16 protein-coding genes are annotated in these 15,388 nt (G+C 70.7%); 8 read left to right on the forward strand and 8 right to left on the reverse strand.

All coding sequences use genetic code 11. The features are described 5' to 3' along the window. Positions 1-15: 15 nt before the first annotated feature. Both ABZX79_RS19070 and ABZX79_RS19075 read left to right on the forward strand, forming a co-directional pair. Positions 16-627: a TetR/AcrR family transcriptional regulator gene (locus ABZX79_RS19070; RefSeq protein WP_355258845.1), complete on the forward strand. Its 612-nt coding sequence runs from the start codon at positions 16-18 to the stop codon at positions 625-627. 53 nt (positions 628-680) lie between these two features. Further along, on the forward strand, positions 681-1,838 hold the full coding sequence (locus ABZX79_RS19075; protein WP_355258505.1) for an acetyl-CoA C-acetyltransferase: 1,158 nt from the start codon (positions 681-683) through the stop codon (positions 1,836-1,838). 38 nt (positions 1,839-1,876) lie between these two features. Here ABZX79_RS19075 and ABZX79_RS19080 read toward each other — a convergent pair whose 3' ends face one another. Then, positions 1,877-2,374 (reverse strand): SIMPL domain-containing protein, encoded by a 498-nt coding sequence (locus tag ABZX79_RS19080; protein ID WP_355258848.1) that lies wholly within the window; start codon positions 2,372-2,374, stop codon positions 1,877-1,879. Between the two features lie 214 nt (positions 2,375-2,588). Here ABZX79_RS19080 and ABZX79_RS19085 point away from each other — a divergent pair, with 214 nt between their 5' ends. Together ABZX79_RS19085 and ABZX79_RS19090 are read left to right on the forward strand one after the other, a co-directional pair. Next, on the forward strand, positions 2,589-2,792 hold the full coding sequence (locus tag ABZX79_RS19085; RefSeq protein ID WP_015607926.1) for a cold-shock protein: 204 nt from the start codon (positions 2,589-2,591) through the stop codon (positions 2,790-2,792). A gap of 89 nt (positions 2,793-2,881) precedes the next feature. Continuing rightward, the gene (locus ABZX79_RS19090) at positions 2,882-4,528 is read left to right on the forward strand and encodes a DEAD/DEAH box helicase (RefSeq protein ID WP_355258508.1); all 1,647 of its coding nucleotides are present in this window, start codon (positions 2,882-2,884) and stop codon (positions 4,526-4,528) included. 106 nt (positions 4,529-4,634) lie between these two features. Here the strand turns inward: ABZX79_RS19090 and ABZX79_RS19095 are convergent, their stop codons facing one another. From ABZX79_RS19095 to ABZX79_RS19115, 5 genes are read right to left on the reverse strand one after another with little or no spacing between them, the layout of a single operon-like run. Next, positions 4,635-5,564, reverse strand: coding sequence for a tyrosine-protein phosphatase (locus tag ABZX79_RS19095; protein ID WP_355258511.1), 930 nt, complete (start codon positions 5,562-5,564; stop codon positions 4,635-4,637). A 26-nt stretch (positions 5,565-5,590) separates the two neighbouring features. Continuing rightward, on the reverse strand, positions 5,591-6,670 hold the full coding sequence (locus ABZX79_RS19100) for a nitronate monooxygenase (RefSeq protein ID WP_355258514.1): 1,080 nt from the start codon (positions 6,668-6,670) through the stop codon (positions 5,591-5,593). After that, positions 6,670-7,419 carry a CoA-transferase gene (locus ABZX79_RS19105; RefSeq protein ID WP_355258517.1) on the reverse strand — a complete coding sequence of 250 codons (750 nt, stop codon included), beginning with the start codon at positions 7,417-7,419 and terminating at the stop codon, positions 6,670-6,672. Before ABZX79_RS19105 ends, ABZX79_RS19100 begins: the two co-directional genes overlap by 1 nt. Then, positions 7,416-8,264: a CoA-transferase gene (locus ABZX79_RS19110; RefSeq protein ID WP_355258520.1), complete on the reverse strand. Its 849-nt coding sequence runs from the start codon at positions 8,262-8,264 to the stop codon at positions 7,416-7,418. Before ABZX79_RS19110 ends, ABZX79_RS19105 begins: the two co-directional genes overlap by 4 nt. Then, a complete protein-coding gene (locus ABZX79_RS19115) occupies positions 8,261-9,034 on the reverse strand; it encodes an enoyl-CoA hydratase family protein (protein ID WP_355258523.1) in 774 nt (257 codons plus the stop codon). The genes ABZX79_RS19110 and ABZX79_RS19115 overlap by 4 nt, the downstream gene beginning before the upstream one ends. Before the next feature lie 56 nt (positions 9,035-9,090). Here ABZX79_RS19115 and ABZX79_RS19120 point away from each other — a divergent pair, with 56 nt between their 5' ends. The 3 genes from ABZX79_RS19120 (at position 9,091) to ABZX79_RS19130 (ending at position 11,484) form a co-directional block, all read left to right on the forward strand. Beyond that, positions 9,091-9,867, forward strand: a complete 777-nt coding sequence (locus ABZX79_RS19120) for an SDR family oxidoreductase (protein WP_355258526.1) — start codon at positions 9,091-9,093, stop codon at positions 9,865-9,867. Continuing rightward, complete coding sequence (locus ABZX79_RS19125; RefSeq protein ID WP_355258528.1) at positions 9,864-10,802, forward strand: SDR family oxidoreductase; 939 nt, start codon at positions 9,864-9,866, stop codon at positions 10,800-10,802. Before ABZX79_RS19120 ends, ABZX79_RS19125 begins: the two co-directional genes overlap by 4 nt. 262 nt (positions 10,803-11,064) lie before the next feature. Next, positions 11,065-11,484: a ribonuclease domain-containing protein gene (locus ABZX79_RS19130; protein WP_355258531.1), complete on the forward strand. Its 420-nt coding sequence runs from the start codon at positions 11,065-11,067 to the stop codon at positions 11,482-11,484. Between the two features lie 360 nt (positions 11,485-11,844). On the opposite strand, the gene ABZX79_RS19135 is transcribed toward ABZX79_RS19130, so the two are convergent. After that, the gene (locus ABZX79_RS19135) at positions 11,845-13,368 is read right to left on the reverse strand and encodes an ankyrin repeat domain-containing protein (RefSeq protein ID WP_355258534.1); all 1,524 of its coding nucleotides are present in this window, start codon (positions 13,366-13,368) and stop codon (positions 11,845-11,847) included. Positions 13,369-13,391: 23 nt separating this feature from the next. After that, entirely contained in the window at positions 13,392-14,315 is a 924-nt protein-coding gene (locus ABZX79_RS19140; RefSeq protein WP_355258851.1) for a hypothetical protein, read from the reverse strand. 291 nt (positions 14,316-14,606) lie between these two features. Here ABZX79_RS19140 and ABZX79_RS19145 point away from each other — a divergent pair, with 291 nt between their 5' ends. Further along, positions 14,607-15,386, forward strand: coding sequence for a serine protease (locus ABZX79_RS19145; RefSeq protein WP_355258537.1), 780 nt, complete (start codon positions 14,607-14,609; stop codon positions 15,384-15,386). The last annotated feature ends 2 nt before the right edge of the window (positions 15,387-15,388 follow it).

Raw genomic sequence — 15,388 nt, forward strand, 5'->3', positions numbered from 1 at the left:
AACGTGCCTAACAACGTGCCGAACAAGAAGAAGAACCAGGTGACCGCCTCGCCCGAGCGGCGCCGTGAACTCCTCGACACGGCGGCCGAGGTGTTCGCCGCCCAGGGCTACAACGCCACCACCGTCCGCAAGATCGCGGACGCGGCGGGAATGCTCGCGGGCAGCCTCTACTACCACTTCGATTCCAAGGAATCGATGCTCGACGAGATCCTCTCGACCTTCCTGGACGAGCTGTGGGAGGGGTACGACGCCGTGCTCGCCGCCGGGCTCGGGCCGAGGGAGACCATCGAGGCGCTCGTCACCGAGTCCTTCCGGGAGATCGACCGGCACCGCGCCGCCGTCGCGATCTACCAGAAGGAGTCCAGGCACCTGTCCGCGCAGCCCCGCTTCCACTACCTCGCCGACTCGCAGCAGAAGTTCGAGAAGGCGTGGCTGGGGACGCTGGAACGCGGGGTCGCGGCGCAGGTCTTCCGCGCCGACCTCGACATCCGGCTCACCTATCGATTCGTCCGCGACACCGTCTGGGTCGCCGCGTCCTGGTACCGGCCGGGCGGCCTGCACAGCCCCGACGAGATCGCCCGCCAGTACCTGTCGATGGTCCTGGACGGCATCGCTCTGCGTACGTAAAACCGCTCGTCAACGCTCGTCATACGTTTGTCACCCGAGAAGGAGCAGCAGTCATGGCCGAGGCTTACATAGTCGAAGCGGTACGCACCCCTGTCGGCCGGCGCAAGGGAGGCCTCGCGGCCGTCCACCCCGCCGACCTCGGGGCGCACGTCCTGAAGGCCCTCGTCTCGCGCTCCGGCATCGACCCGTCGGCGGTCGAGGACGTCGTCTTCGGCTGCCTGGACACGGTGGGGCCGCAGGCGGGCGACATCGCCCGTACGGCGTGGCTGGCGGCCGGCCTCCCGGAGGAGGTGCCCGGGGTCACGATCGACCGGCAGTGCGGGTCCTCGCAGCAGGCGGTGCACTTCGCGGCCCAGGGCGTGATGTCGGGGACGCAGGACCTGGTCGTCGCCGGGGGTGTCCAGAACATGACGCAGATCCCGATCGCCTTCGCCTCCCGGCAGGCGGCGGAGCCGCTGGGCCTCACGGAGGGCCCGTTCGCGGGCTCGGAGGGCTGGCGCGCACGGTACGGCGCGCAGCCGGTGAACCAGTTCCACGGGGCGCAGCTGATCGCCGAGAAGTGGGGCATCTCGCGGCTCGACATGGAGGAGTTCGCCCTTCGGTCGCATCAGCGGGCGATCCGAGCGATCGACGAGGGCCGCTTCGAGCGCGAGACCGTGGCGTACGGGGACGTGACGGTCGACGAGGGGCCGCGCCGTGACACGACGCTGGAGAAGATGGCGGGGCTGAAGCCGGTCCTGGAGGGCGGCACGATCACGGCGGCGTGCTCGTCGCAGGTCTCGGACGGTGCGGCGGCGATGCTGATCGCATCCGAACGGGCGGTCGCGGAACACGGGTTGACGCCGCGCGCCCGTATCCACCACCTGTCCGTGCGGGGGGAGGACCCGATCCGGATGCTGTCCGCGCCGATCCCGGCGACGGCGTACGCGCTGAAGAAGGCCGGCATGACGATCGACGACATCGACCTGGTCGAAATCAACGAGGCCTTCGCGCCTGTTGTGCTGTCCTGGCTGAAGGAGACGGGCGCGGACCCCGCCCGGGTGAACGTCAACGGCGGTGCGATCGCGCTGGGTCACCCTTTGGGGGCGACCGGCGTCAAGCTGATGACGACGCTGCTGCACGAACTGGAGCGTACGGGGGGCCGGTTCGGCCTCCAGACGATGTGCGAGGGCGGCGGCCAGGCGAACGTCACGATCATCGAACGCGTCTGAGGGGGCGGGAGTGGCCCCGTCCCCCCGCAGCGCGCCCGTTACTGGGACAGCGTGAAGCCCAGGAGTACGCCCGCCGAGACTTCCACCGTCCCCGGGGCCAGGTCGCCCTCGGAGGCGCCGCCGCCGGAGCCGTGGCCGCGGTGGCCCCGCATTTCGTACGACTCGGCGTCGACGTCCTGGATGTGCACGACGGCACCGAGCGACGCCCCGGCCGTCTCCGCGTAGACCTCGGCCTTGCGGCGGGCCGCGGCCACCGCCTTGCGTCTGGCCTCGTCGCGCATCGCGGGCTTGTCCCGTACGTCGAATTCGACGCCGTCGACCCGGTTGGCGCCGGCGGCGACGGCGTCCACGATGAGCTGCTGCAGCCCGTCGATCGCGGTCGACTCGACGACGTAGGAGGTGCGGCAGCGGTAACCGAGGAACTGGCGCTTCGCGTAGTCCTCGTACTCCGGCGGTGCCGGCCTCCTGATGGGCTCGGAGCGCGGTGTTGGCGGCGGCCGGGGGCCGCGGCGGGACGCGGTCTCACGTACGACGATCTTCTTCGGGCGAAGGGGTGGTGCTCCGGCGCCATCGTGTTAGAGTGGACGAGTTGCAGTTTTGGTACCCATAAACATTATGTGCGCCTGACGGGAATGCTTCCTCAGGCGCATTTTGTTTTCTTTCCGGTTCTCCGGATGGGGCTCATTGCGGCGACGTGGAATCCGTACAGTGCGGATTTCCGGATCTGCCCCAGTTTTTTAGGAGAATGACATGGCTACTGGAACCGTGAAGTGGTTCAACTCGGAAAAGGGCTTCGGCTTCATCGAGCAGGACGGCGGCGGCGCTGACGTCTTCGCTCACTACTCGAACATTGCCACCCAGGGCTTCCGTGAGCTCCAGGAGGGCCAGAAGGTCTCCTTCGACGTCACGCAGGGCCAGAAGGGCCCGCAGGCGGAGAACATCGTCCCGGCCTAATTCGCCGACGCGATACCTCGCTAGCCGGGGCCCGCACCGTGAAGGTGCGGGCCCCGGCTTGTGCTTGTTCCCAGGAAGGCAAAACCTGAATGACCCGCTCCGAACGCCCCGCCGCCGCCAGCACCGCACGCTCCGCCCGTCCCGTCCGCAATCGCTCCTCGCAGGCCGCTCGCGGCAAGGCGCCCGCAAAGGGCCCCGCCCGCAGGGCCACGCCTGTGCAGGGTGAATTCGCGATGCCGGAGACCATTACCCCGGCGCTGCCGGCCGTCGAGAACTTCGCCGATCTCGACATGCCCGCAGCCCTGCTCAAGACCCTGGCGGCCCAGGGTGTGACCGAGCCCTTCCCCATTCAGGGCGCGACCCTGCCGAACTCGCTCGCGGGCCGCGACATCCTCGGCCGCGGGCGCACCGGATCCGGGAAGACCCTCGCCTTCGGCCTCGGGCTGCTGGCCCGCACCGCGGGCCGGCGTTCCGAGCCGCGCGCGCCGCTCGCGATGGTCCTGGTACCCACCCGCGAGCTCGCGCAGCAGGTCACCGACGCGCTCACGCCGTACGCCACGGCCGTGAACCTGCGGATGGCCACCGTCGTCGGCGGCATGTCGATCACCAAGCAGGCGAACACGCTGCGGCGCGGAGCCGAAGTGCTCGTGGCCACCCCCGGCCGCCTGAAGGACCTCATCGAGCGCGGCGACGCGGACCTCGGCCAGGTGTCGATCACCGTCCTGGACGAGGCCGACCAGATGGCCGACATGGGCTTCCTTCCGCAGGTCACAGCGCTGCTGAAGCAGGTCGAGCCGGACGGGCAGCGGATGCTGTTCTCGGCGACGCTCGACCGTAACGTCGACCGGCTCGTACGGATGTTCCTGACCGATCCGGTGGTCCATTCCGTGGACCCGTCGGCGGGCGCCGTGACGACGATGGAGCACCACGTGCTGTACGTCGCCGACGAGACCGACAAGAAGGCCGTCGCCACGCGCATCGCCGCCCGCGAGGGGCGCGTCATCCTCTTCGTGGACACCAAGCGCGCGGCGGACCGCTTCGCGAAGCGGCTGCTGGCGAGTGGCGTGTACGCCGCGGCGCTGCACGGCGGCCGTTCGCAGCCGCAGCGCAACCGCACGCTCGACCAGTTCAAGGCCGGGCAGGTCACGGCACTGGTGGCGACCAATGTGGCGGCCCGCGGTATTCACGTCGACGACTTGGATCTGGTCGTCAACGTGGACCCGCCGACTGATCACAAGGACTACCTGCACCGCGGCGGGCGTACGGCGCGGGCGGGCGAGTCCGGCAGCGTCGTCACGCTGGTGCTGCCCGACGAGAAGCGCGAGATGACGCAGCTGATGTCGGCTGCCGGCATTGTTCCGCAGACCGCGCGGGTCAAGTCCAGTGACGACGAGCTGACCCGGATCACGGGTGCGCGCGAGCCTTCGGGCGTCGCCATCGTGATCGAGGTTCCGCAGCAGCAGCAGGCTTCCGCGAAGCCGAAGCGGCGTCCGCAGCAGAGCGGCGGCGGTGGCCGTGGTGGTGGCGCCGGTCGCGGTGGCGGCGGTGGTGGCGCCGGTACCGGTGGAACCCGTACGCAGGGCGAGCGAACGCAGGCCGGTGGCGGTGGCCGTGGCCGCGCACAGGCCGGTGCTGGTGGTCGTGCGTCACAGGGTGGTGCCGGTGCCGGTGCCGGTGCCGGTGGCAGTGGCGGTCGTGGCCGTGGGCGTGGTGGCCGCCGGAGCGCGGCTGCGTAAGGGGTGTGACCTGCGGGGTCAATGGCCGGAGGGGCTCCTGTCGAGCCCCTCCGGCGATTGAGGAGCGGGGTCTGGGGCGGAGCCCCGGTTACCGGCGCGGGCGCCCCTAGTGGCGCAGCAAGCTCGCCCGGAGCTTCAGCAGTGTACGGCGGTCCAGGTTCAGGCCCTCCGTGAGGTAACGGTCGAGGCTGCCGTAATCCGCCTCCACCCGCTCCAGGGCCGCGTCCAGATAGTCCATCCGTACCTCCTGGAGCGGGATCAGCAGATCCGGGTTCTGCATCATCCCGGACTGCTTTAGCCCGTCACGAACCTTGGCGTCGTGCGCAGCGCGGTACGTGTTCGACGCGAGGTAGTCGCGCTCCGCCGTACGCGACGGTACGCCGAGGGCCCGCAGCAGTACGTAACTCGTCCAGCCCGTACGGTCCTTGCCCGAAGTGCAGTGGTACAGCAGCGGTGAGCGGCGATTGCTGTTCGCGATGTCGCGCAGCGTCTCGGCGAACCGCGCCCGGTTCTCCGGGTGGGTGACGAACGTACGGTAGACGTCCCGCATGAATGCCGCGGCCTTTCCGTCCCCCAGCATCTCCTCCTGCCGCACAGGGTCCTTGGAACCGATGGCGGTCATCAGCTGCGCGTACAGACCGTTGTCGGTGACCGGCCGGGACGTCGCGGTGAGGCCGGGCGGCAGCCGGTCGGCGCCGTCGTACTGGACCTCGACGGGGACCCGGAAGTCGACGACCTTCGTCAGACCGAGGCGGCCGAGCGCGGCGACATCGGACTCGGTGAGCTTGCCGAGCGCGTCGGCGCGGTAGACCTGCCCGTAACGGACCTCGGCCCCGTCGTACGTGCGATATCCGCCCAGGTCACGGACGTTGGTCGCGCCCTGGAGCGGGATCTGGCGGACCGTTTCGTGCTGGGTGGTGGCGAGTGTCGGGGACGCGGCGAAAGCCGAAGTGGTGGCGGGCAGACACCCGATGGCGAGAGCGGAGACGACCGCTCCGGTCGCCAGGCGAATGCGGGTTCGGGCGAGACGGCTCATCTGACAACTCCTGTGAGGAGAAGGAATCACCCTGGTGTCGGCAGGGCGCGGAGCGAGGTCATCGGTGCCTGGAATCGTTCGAGCGTTTCGTTCGCTTCGGCCATGACACGTGCCACCAGTTCCGCGCAGGACGGCAGATCGTCGATCAGACCCGCCACCTGCCCGGACGCCATCACACCCAGATCGGTGCGGCCGTCGACCATGGAGGCCTTGAGCAGCATCGGGGTGTTGGCGGCCAGCAGGACCTGACTCCAGCTCAGGTCCTTGCCGTGCTTCATGGCCAGACCGTCGCGGACCATGGCGGTCCAGCTCAGGCCGGAGATCTTCCTGAATCCGGCTGCGCGGCGTACCGCTGCCGCCAGCGCCTTCGTACGGCCCGCGTTCTCCAGGGAGTCGACGAGATCCGTACGGAGCATGCGGTGCGGCAGGCCGTCGACGGCCGTGGTGACCGTGACCTCCTTGACGCTCGCCGCCAGGTATCTGGCCTTGACGGCGTCGGGGACGGTCGAGTCGGAGGTGAGCAGGAAGCGCGTGCCCATCCCGATGCCGGCGGCGCCGTACGCCAGCGCGGCGACCAGGCCGCGGCCGTCGTAGAAGCCGCCCGCGGCGATCACGGGGATGTCGACGGCGTCGACGACTTGGGGGAGGAGGACCGTCGTGGCCACTTCCCCCGTGTGGCCGCCCCCCTCGCCGCCCTGCACCATGACGGCGTCCGCGCCCCAGGCCGCGACCTTCTCGGCGTGCCGGCGTGCGCCGATGGACGGGATGACGACGACGCCCGCGTCCTTCAGCTCCGCGATGAGGTCTCTGGAGGGGGCGAGTGCGAAGGAGGCGACCTTCACGCCCTCGTCGATGATGATCCGTACGCGCGTCCGCGCATCGCCCGCGTCGGCGCGCAGATTCACGCCGAAGGGCGCGTCCGTACGGGACTTGACCTCGCGTACGGCGTGGCGGAGCTGCTCGGTGGTCATCGTCGCGGAGGCGAGGATGCCGAGCGCCCCGGCGTTGGCGGAGGCCGAGACGAGGCGGGGTCCCGCGACCCAGCCCATGCCGGTCTGGACGATGGGGTGTTCGACTTCGGTGAGTTCGGTGAGCGCCGTCTTCATCAGGCCCTGACCTCGCGGTCACGCAGGCCCTCGGGGTCGATGACCTCGCGGATGAGGCGCAGTTCGCCGGACGTGGGCTCGCGGGTGTACGGCACGTCTTCGGGGATGTCGAGGGCGAAGTCCGTCGCTTCCTGGACCTGGGCGGCCGTGACGCCGGGGTGGCGGGCGGCGAGGCGCATCGAGTGGTCGGGCGTGTCGAAGTCGAGGACGCCGAGGTTGGTGACGACGCGCGGGATGCGGTGGTAGCGGGTGGCGCTCGGGCCTGCGGCGGCAGCGCTGTCGTAGCCGACGCCGGACACCATGTCGACCTTGTCGACGAAGACGCGGGTGGAGTGCTTCGGCACCCAGTAACTCGTCGGGTTGTTGAGCGTGTTGACGGGTGCGCCGCGTACGCCGAGGAGCTGGCGGGAGGGCTGCTGCCAGTCGCCGATGCAGGAGATGTTCTGGTTGCCGAAGCGGTCGATCTGGCTCGCGCCCATCATGACGTGGCGCCTGCCGCCGGTGACCATGGCGAGGTGCTGGCGGTACGGGAGCCAGCCCTCCGGCGTGCCGTCCAGGCCGACGAGCGTGGCCTCGCCGTCGGTGAGGAGGAGGTCGGGGGAGAAGGTGCGCTTGGCGAGGCGGGCGCCGATGGCGGGGACGGTGCCCATGGGGCTGGCCAGGACTTCGCCGTTGTCGCGCCAGGCCTCGGCGCAGGCGATGACGCAGTACTCGGCGCGCGTGACGGTTGCAGTGGTGGTGCTGGTCACTTCTGCTCCTCGTGCCAGGCCTGTACGGCGGACTGGTAGGCCTTCTCGTTGCCGGACAGGAAGCGCTCGGCGAACTCGGGCCAGGGCGTGGCCGCGTACAGCCGCTGGAAGGCCTCGTCGCGGCCGTAGTCGGGGGCGCACGAGGTGAAGTGCGCGCCGTTCGGGGTCTCGACGACGCCGGTGACGTAGTGGCGCTTGACGAGGAGGCTCTGCGGCGACGCCGACTTCGTCAGTTCCGCCGTCTCGACCACCTGCTCGCAGGAGACGTACGCCGCGTCGGCGGCCTCGCAGAACAGATCGTCGAAGTACGGATCGGGGCCGAGGTACTGGCCGTTGCCGAGCCGGTCGGCGCGGTTCATGTGGACCAGCGCGGCGTCCAGGCGCAGGGCGGGTACGGCGACGAACTCCTCCCCGTCGTCGTACGGCGAAGTGACCGTACGGAGGGATGGATTGACGCGCATGACGTCGGAGCCGATGCCGGCCCGGACGGGCATGAAGGGGAGTCGGTTGGCGGCCGCGTGCAGCCCCCACATGAACATCGCTTCGTCGATTTCGGTGAGCTCGATGGCGCCGCTCTGGCGGGCCGTACGGAAATGCGGCTCCAGGGGGATCGAGTCGAGGGTGACGAAGGCGGTGACGAGCTTGCGGATCTTGCCTGCGGCGGCGAGGAGACCGACGTCGGGGCCGCCGTACGAGACGATGGTGAGATCAGTGATCTCGGAACGGAGCAGTGCTCTGACCAGGGCCATCGGTTTACGGCGCGAGCCCCAGCCGCCGATGCCGACTGTCATGCCGCTGTGGAGTCGGCCGACGGCCTCTTCGGGTGTCAGTAGCTTGTCTGTCACGGCTGCTTGTCCTCCTGGGCCGAGGTGTTGCCGAAGGTGTCGCGGACGCGGTCGGCGATGCCGGTCAGGTTGGCCTCGAAGGTGAAGCCCTGCTCGAAGCGGTAGCTGCGGCGTACGTCCACGGGGTCGATGCCGTTGATGGCGACCTTGGCCAGCCGGATGAGGCTGCCGTCCTTCTGCGCGATCTCGCGGGCCAGGCTGAGGGCTGCACCCAGGAGTCGGTCGCGCGGGACGACCTTCCAGACCGAGCCGTGGGCGTGCAGTTCGGCGGCGGTGGCGGTGCGTGATGTGTAGTACAGCGCGCGCATCAGGTGCTGCGGGACGAGGCGAGCGAGGTGGGTCGCGGCGCCGAGCGCGCCCCGGTCGAGTTCGGGCAGGCCGAAGGTGGCGTCGTCGGACGCGACGATCACGTCGGCGTTGCCGACGAGGCCGATGCCGCCGCCCAGGCAGTAGCCGCCCACGGCTGCGACGACGGGCACCTCGCACTCGTATACGGCGGCGAACGCCTCGGCGCAGCCGCGGTTGGCACCGACGAGGGAGGCGTGGCCGGCGTCGCGTTGCAACTCCTTGATGTCGACGCCGGCGTTGAAGCCGCGGCCTTCGGCGGCGAGGACGACGCAGCGGACGTCGGGGTCGCGGCCGGCGGTGCGTATGGCGTCGGCGAGGTCGTACCAGCCCTGCACGGGGAGTGCGTTGACGGGCGGGAAGTCGACCGTGACGACGGAAATGCCCTTGTCCGGGCCTTCCGGGCTTGAGGTGGAGACACCCATGAGTGGATCAGCTACCTTTCCACCAAACATTTGTTAGGTGGGGAAGGTAGCAGCGAATGGAACTGAGCGGGAGGGTCGCAGTCGTCACCGGCGGCACGCGCGGCGTCGGCGCCGGCATCGCGCGGGCGTTCCTGGCGGCGGGGGCACGGGTGGTGATCTGCGCGCGTCGCCCCCCGGACGAGGTGGTGGAAGCGGGGGGCCGCGAGGCGGAGTTCCGGCCGCTGGACCTGCGCGACCAGGTGGCCGTCCAGGACTTCATCGCGGGCGTGGTGGCGACGTACGGACGGCTCGATGTGCTCGTCAACAACGCGGGCGGGACGCCGTACCGGCTGCTGGGGGAGGGCGAAGCGGCCCGCCACGCGCGGGTCGTGGAACTCAACCTGACGGCACCGATGACGGCCTCTCTGGCGGCGTACGAGCACCTTCGCGCGTCCGGTGGCTCGGTCGTGATGATCGGCAGCGTCAGCGGGACCAGGCCGTCGCCGGGGACGGCGGCGTACGGGGCGGCCAAGGCGGGGCTGGAGAACCTGGCCAGGTCGATGGCGGTGGAGTGGGCGCCCGACGTACGGGTGAACACGCTCGTCCTCGGCATGGTCCGCACCGAGCTCTCGCACCTGCACTACGGCGACGAGGCCGGCATCGCGGCCGTAGGCCGGACGGTCCCGGCGGGGCGGCTCGCGGAACCCGGCGAGATCGGCGACGCGGCCGTTTTCCTTGCCTCGGCGCGGGCCTCGTACGTAACCGGCGCGTCCCTCCTCGTTCACGGCGGCGGGGAACGTCCCGCCTTCCTCGACGCGGCAACAGTCAACAGTCAACAAGGAGAAGTGAAATGACCGGTACCGGAGTTGGGGTCGGAGTCGGAATCTGCGACGGACGAGTCGTCGTCGTGACGGGCGCGGGGCGGGGGCTGGGCCGCGCCCACGCCCTGGCCTTCGCGGCGGAGGGCGCGAAGGTGGTGGTCAATGACCTGGGGGTCGGACCGGACGGCGCGGGGGCGTCGGCGAGCCCGGCGCAGCAGGTGGTCGAGGAGATCGTGGCGGCGGGCGGAGCGGCGGTGGCCCACGGCGGGGACATCGCGACGGCCGGGGGCGCGGCGTCGCTGGTCGCCACGGCGGTCGAGACGTTCGGGCGGCTCGACACCCTCGTGAACAACGCCGGGTTCCTGCGGGACCGGATGCTGGTGAATCTGGACGAGGACGACTGGGACGCGGTCATGCGCGTACACCTGAAGGGCCATTTCCTGCCGCTGAAGTACGCCGCGCAGTACTGGCGGGCAGAGGCGAAGGGGGGCCGGGCGGTCGCCGCCCGCGTCGTCAACACCAGCTCGGGGGCGGGCCTGCTGGGGAGCGTGGGCCAGGGCAACTACTCGGCGGCGAAGGCGGGGATCGTAGGCCTGACGCTGGTCGCGGCGGAGGAGATGGGGCGGTACGGGGTCCAGGTCAACGCCATCGCACCGGCGGCGCGTACGCGTATGACGGAGCGGACGTTCGCCGAGACGATGGCGGCGCCGGGCACGCCCGACGAGTTCGACGCGATGGCCCCGGAGAACGTGTCGCCGCTGGTGGTGTGGCTGGGCTCGGCGGCGTCGGCCGGCGTGACGGGGCGGGTCTTCGAGGCGGAGGGGAGCCGCATCACGGTCATGGAGGGCTGGCGCGCGGGCCCGACGGCGAACAAGGGCGCGCGCTGGACCCCGGCGGAGGCAGGCGAAACGGCATCCAAACTGCTGGCGGAGTCCGCGACACCGGGCCGGGTGTACGGGGCGCGGTAGCGGGGTGAGGGCTTGCGGGCCTGCCGTGCCGCTGCTGGTCCGCTGACGGACACGGCGGAGCGGGCGCTGCGCGCCGTGGGCCGGCTCGGACCCGCCGTACTCCTGTCGTGCGGGCGCGTGTGGAGGTGGACTGCTGGGACTACTCCTGACGGCCGGCCGCGAGCAGGCGTTCGGAGGTTGGTGGCGGGTGAGGTGAACGTACGGAAAAGTCCCGGGAGTTGACATTGACGCGGCGCTCTCTACGCGCGTCATCATGATGCGCATGAGAATCCCCCCACGTCTCTCAGCCATCGGCGGCATCGCCGCCCTCGTCTGCACCCTTCTCGTCGGCGGCCCGGTCACGGTCGCCGCAAGTGCCGCAAGTGCCGCAAGTGCCGCCACCGCCACCGCTCCCGCGGTCGGTGACATCTGCTACTCCGCCCTGCCCTCCCAGGCGCACGACACCCTCGACCTGATCGAGGCGGGCGGGCCCTACCCGTACGAACAGGACGGGACCGTCTTCCAGAACCGGGAGCAGCTGCTGCCGGACCGGACCACCGGCTACTACCACGAGTACACGGTCGTCACGCCGGGATCACCGGACCGCGGGGCCCGCCGCATCGTCGCGGGCGACGCGGCGCAGGAGGACTACTACACCGCCGACCACTACGCGTCGTTCGACCTCGTCGACTACGGCTGTTGACGCCTGGTCGGACACGCCGGGGGCGACCGAGGGTGGCGGGGCCTGACGGCCCGGCCGCCCGGGCCCCAAGTCGTGGGCGGAGAGCGGCTTCCTGAAGACGGCGCGGACCGTGGAGCAGCCGGCCGTGGCCATCGGTACGCCGCTTCAGCGGCCTCGCGGCGAAGGGGGCGCGACGCGGACTTCGGGCGCGGCGACAGCGTCTACGACCTCTCTCAACTGCTCGGCGGCTGTCATGGGGGACACGTACCCGGGACCCGGGGCGACGCCATAGCGGCGGGCTTTCCCCTACCCGCCCCTTCCCGACACTGGGGGCAAAACATCACAGCGGGAAGGGGCGGGTCGGGTCGGGGGAAAGCCCACTCACCGGTAGCGCGGCGGCGTCCGTTCCAGCCGGCGCCGCACCGCAGCGTCCGCCACGGACTCCAGCGCCTCGACCGCCGTCGCATACGCGTACCCCTCCGGATCCTCCTCCCGCAGCAGACGGGCCAGCGCCTCGACCGCCCGGTCGTCCCCCCGCACCGCCAGACCGCGCGCCGCCTCCGCCGCCGTGTCGGGATCGTGGTCCTCCAGGCGGTCCGCCAGCGCCTCCCGGATCTCAGGGGTGTCCGCGTCGAGACCGGCGAGCGCCAGCGTCGCCCAGTCACGCACCTCGTCATCCGGGTCGCGGCTCAGCGCGATCAGCGCGGCCGCCCCCTCGCGGTGATCGGCGGGGACAAGGCCGATGAGGGAGAGGGCCACCCGGTGCCGCACCTCGGCGTCGGGATGGCCGACATGGCGCAGGATCTCGGGCAGGGCCGAAGGGTCACCATGGTGCCCCAGCGCCAGCACAGCGGCCTGGGCCAGCTCCGAATCGCGGTCCCCCGCCGCCCGCGCCAGCTCCCGCAGCAACGGCAGGGCGCGCGCGGCGAACGGCTTCCCGCCCTGCTCGAAGCCGAGCTGCGCCAGAACGTCGGCGGCGAACGCCTGCCGCAGGGGATCACCGCTCGCACACCACGCGGCCGCCGCCTGGAACGTCTCCTCGTCGCCCCGCCGCCACAGCGCGGCCACGGACTCCATCCACTCGTCCCGGCCGGGGTCACCGCTGCTCAGGGCCCGGTCCGCGAGCTCCTCGAAGGGCGTACGGATGCCCAGCTGCTCCTCCAGGAGGGTGGCGATCGCGGCGTGCCCGGTCTGCTGCTCGTTGCCGGCCGACGGCCTGCCGTCCCGCAGCAGCTCGACGACGACGGTCTCCCCGCCGTCCTGCACGAAGCGGCTGGTGACGGTCTCGAGCTCCGCGACATCAGCGCCGGCAGCGTCGCCGAAGGTCTCCAGAAGCCCCGCCCGCAGCTCCTCCTCCACATCGGCTTCGAGCCACCGCCGCGCCTCCTCCAGCGCCTCCCGCCGCGCGGAAGCACCGTGCCGCAGAAGCGTCCGTACGGTCTCCGTGGACCCGCGCCGCGCGGCGAGCACCAGCGGTGGCTCCGTACCGGGAGCGGGGAGGTCGGGATCGGCGCCGTACTCCAAAAGCGCCTCCACGATGTCCGCGTGGCCCTGCCTCACCGCCCAGGCCATCGCGGTGAACCCGAATTCCTCACGCAGGTCGGGCGTCGCGCCCGCCGACAGCAGGGCCTCCACCACCTCCGTGTGGCCGCCGACCGCCGCGCCGCACAGCGGCAGGTCACCCGCCTCGGGGCCGCTCGCGCGGTCGGGATCGGCGCCGGCGGCGAGCAGCAGCCGCACCATGCCGGGGCGGTCCTGTACGGACGCTCTGTAGAGCGCGGTTTCACCCTCGTCGGTGGCCTCCGCCGGGACACCGGAGCGCAACAGCCGTACGACGGCGTCGTCCGATTCCTCGTACAACGCTTCGAACAGGGTCTGCAGGTCCGCTGCCGGATCATTCGTCATGTTTCGACCCTACGTGTGCGTGTTCACGTGTCGCATTCGAGAATCGTGCGGCAGAGCGCGCAGCGTGCCCGTACACGGCCGCGCACGGGCACGCGGATGCGCTGCTGGCACGTGGGACACGGGAACGACACGCGCAGCGTGTCGCGGCCGCCACCCTCGAAGGCGTACGACGAGGACCCGGACCCGGACGTGGACCCGGACGAGGAGCCGTCCGCACGGCTGCCGTTCTCCTGGGCGTACCGCCGCTCCTTGGCGTACCGTCGGCGCCCCGCCCAGCCCGCGGCCGTCAGCGGCGGCTGCTGTTCGTCGCGGCGCGCCTGTGCGAGCCCCTTGGTGTACGCCGTGTACGCCTGCGCGCTGGTGAACCAGGGCGCGGGGTCCTCACCGAAGGCGATCGCCCGCTTCGCCAGGACGTACCCGAACTCCTCCGGCGTGAGATAGCCGAGCTTCTGGCTGGACGCGCCGTCCTCGCGGAACGCGTCGAGCAGCAGCCAGCCCGCCCCGAGATACGTCGTCACGGTGTCGGTGAGGATCTCGTTGTCGCGGGTGCCGGCGAAGGCGAGACCGAGCCGGTGCAGCAGGATGTGCGTGATCTCGTGGGCGAGGGCGGCCCCGATGTCGTTGCGGTGGGTCCTGAAGCGGCCATTGAGCTCGATGAAGTACTCCGGACCGGCTGCCAGCTCCACACTCGCGGCGTGCTCCATCTCGCGGAAGCTCACGATCATGCGGGCGTCCGGCAGATGCAGATGCTGGACAAGGGCGCGGGCCACGCGCTGGGTGCCGAGGTAAAGATCGTCCTGGTCGGAGAAGGCCACGTCGGCGGGAAACACGCTCGGGGCGTAGGTGTGCACACCCTCGTACGAGAGCCGCTTGTGGAGCGCGGCAAGGGCGGACCGCACGGTGGCCAGATGCGGATAGCCGTGTACGACCTCGCTCCCGCTGGTCACGTCCGCACTCACCCCCACACGTCTCCACACGACGGTGAACAGGTCTCCACTGTAGGCGGATTAGGCGGCCCGGGGTGGGTTTCCCGCCGGTGGGCCCGCCGGGGTGGCCGCGGTGGGCTCGGGACGCGTGTTGCGGGGTGTGGCTGGAATGCCTCCCTTGTCGGGCGGGGGGACAGCTCCACATAATCCAACAGCGACTTGACGGGCGCATGCCATCTACGGGGTGGTGTGCGTGCTGTCCGTCGTGCGTGTGCACAGCGACCCCCCACGTTTCCCACGAGAGGCAGTTCGTTGAAGAACCTTCTGCACGCCCTCAAGAGATGCGCAGCCGCCGGCGCAGTGATCCTCGCCGCGGTCAGCATCCAGCCCGCCGCCGCGTCCGCGGCCTCCGCGGCGACGCCGCCCGTCGTCGGCGGAACCCGCGCCGCCCAGGGCGAATTCCCGTTCATGGTCCGGCTCTCCATGGGCTGCGGCGGCTCGCTCATCACCAAGAACATCGTCCTGACCGCCGCCCACTGCGTGAACGGATCCGGCAACAACACCAGCATCACCGCCACCGCCGGTGTCGTCGACCTGCGGAGCGCAAGCGCCATCAAGGTCAGGTCCACCAAGGTCCTCCAGGCCCCCGGCTACAACGGCACGGGCAAGGACTGGGCACTGATCAAGCTCGCCAGTCCGATCGAGCTGCCCACTCTGAAGATCGCCGACACGACGGCGTACAACAGCGGCACCTTCACCGTCGCCGGCTGGGGCGCGGCCACCGAGGGCGGCAGTCAGCAGCGCTACCTCCTCAAGGCCCAGGTCCCGTTCGTCTCCGACGCCACCTGCAAGCGTTCGTACTCCGACCTGGTGGCGGGCGAGGAAATCTGCGCCGGCTTCACCGCGGGCGGTGTCGACACCTGCCAGGGCGACTCGGGCGGCCCGATGTTCCGCAGGGACAACACCAACGCCTGGATACAGGTCGGGATAGTCAGCTGGGGCAATGGCTGCGCACGTCCCAACTACCCCGGCGTGTACACCGAGGTGTCCACCTTCGCCGCCGCCATCAAGTCGGCTGCCGCGAGTCTGTGACT

The sequence above is a fragment of the Streptomyces sp. NPDC002994 genome, from assembly GCF_040611155.1.
Taxonomy (GTDB): Bacteria; Actinomycetota; Actinomycetes; order Streptomycetales; family Streptomycetaceae; genus Streptomyces.

Coding starts and splice junctions, on each gene's coding strand:
- ABZX79_RS19075 (WP_355258505.1), top strand. CDS start 681: ATGGCCGAGGCTTACATAGTCGAAGCGGTACGCACCCCTGTCGGCCGG.
- ABZX79_RS19085 (WP_015607926.1), top strand. CDS start 2,589: ATGGCTACTGGAACCGTGAAGTGGTTCAACTCGGAAAAGGGCTTCGGC.
- ABZX79_RS19090 (WP_355258508.1), top strand. CDS start 2,882: ATGACCCGCTCCGAACGCCCCGCCGCCGCCAGCACCGCACGCTCCGCC.
- ABZX79_RS19095 (WP_355258511.1), bottom strand. CDS start 5,564: ATGAGCCGTCTCGCCCGAACCCGCATTCGCCTGGCGACCGGAGCGGTC.
- ABZX79_RS19100 (WP_355258514.1), bottom strand. CDS start 6,670: ATGAAGACGGCGCTCACCGAACTCACCGAAGTCGAACACCCCATCGTC.
- ABZX79_RS19115 (WP_355258523.1), bottom strand. CDS start 9,034: ATGGGTGTCTCCACCTCAAGCCCGGAAGGCCCGGACAAGGGCATTTCC.
- ABZX79_RS19120 (WP_355258526.1), top strand. CDS start 9,091: ATGGAACTGAGCGGGAGGGTCGCAGTCGTCACCGGCGGCACGCGCGGC.
- ABZX79_RS19125 (WP_355258528.1), top strand. CDS start 9,864: ATGACCGGTACCGGAGTTGGGGTCGGAGTCGGAATCTGCGACGGACGA.
- ABZX79_RS19130 (WP_355258531.1), top strand. CDS start 11,065: ATGAGAATCCCCCCACGTCTCTCAGCCATCGGCGGCATCGCCGCCCTC.
- ABZX79_RS19135 (WP_355258534.1), bottom strand. CDS start 13,368: ATGACGAATGATCCGGCAGCGGACCTGCAGACCCTGTTCGAAGCGTTG.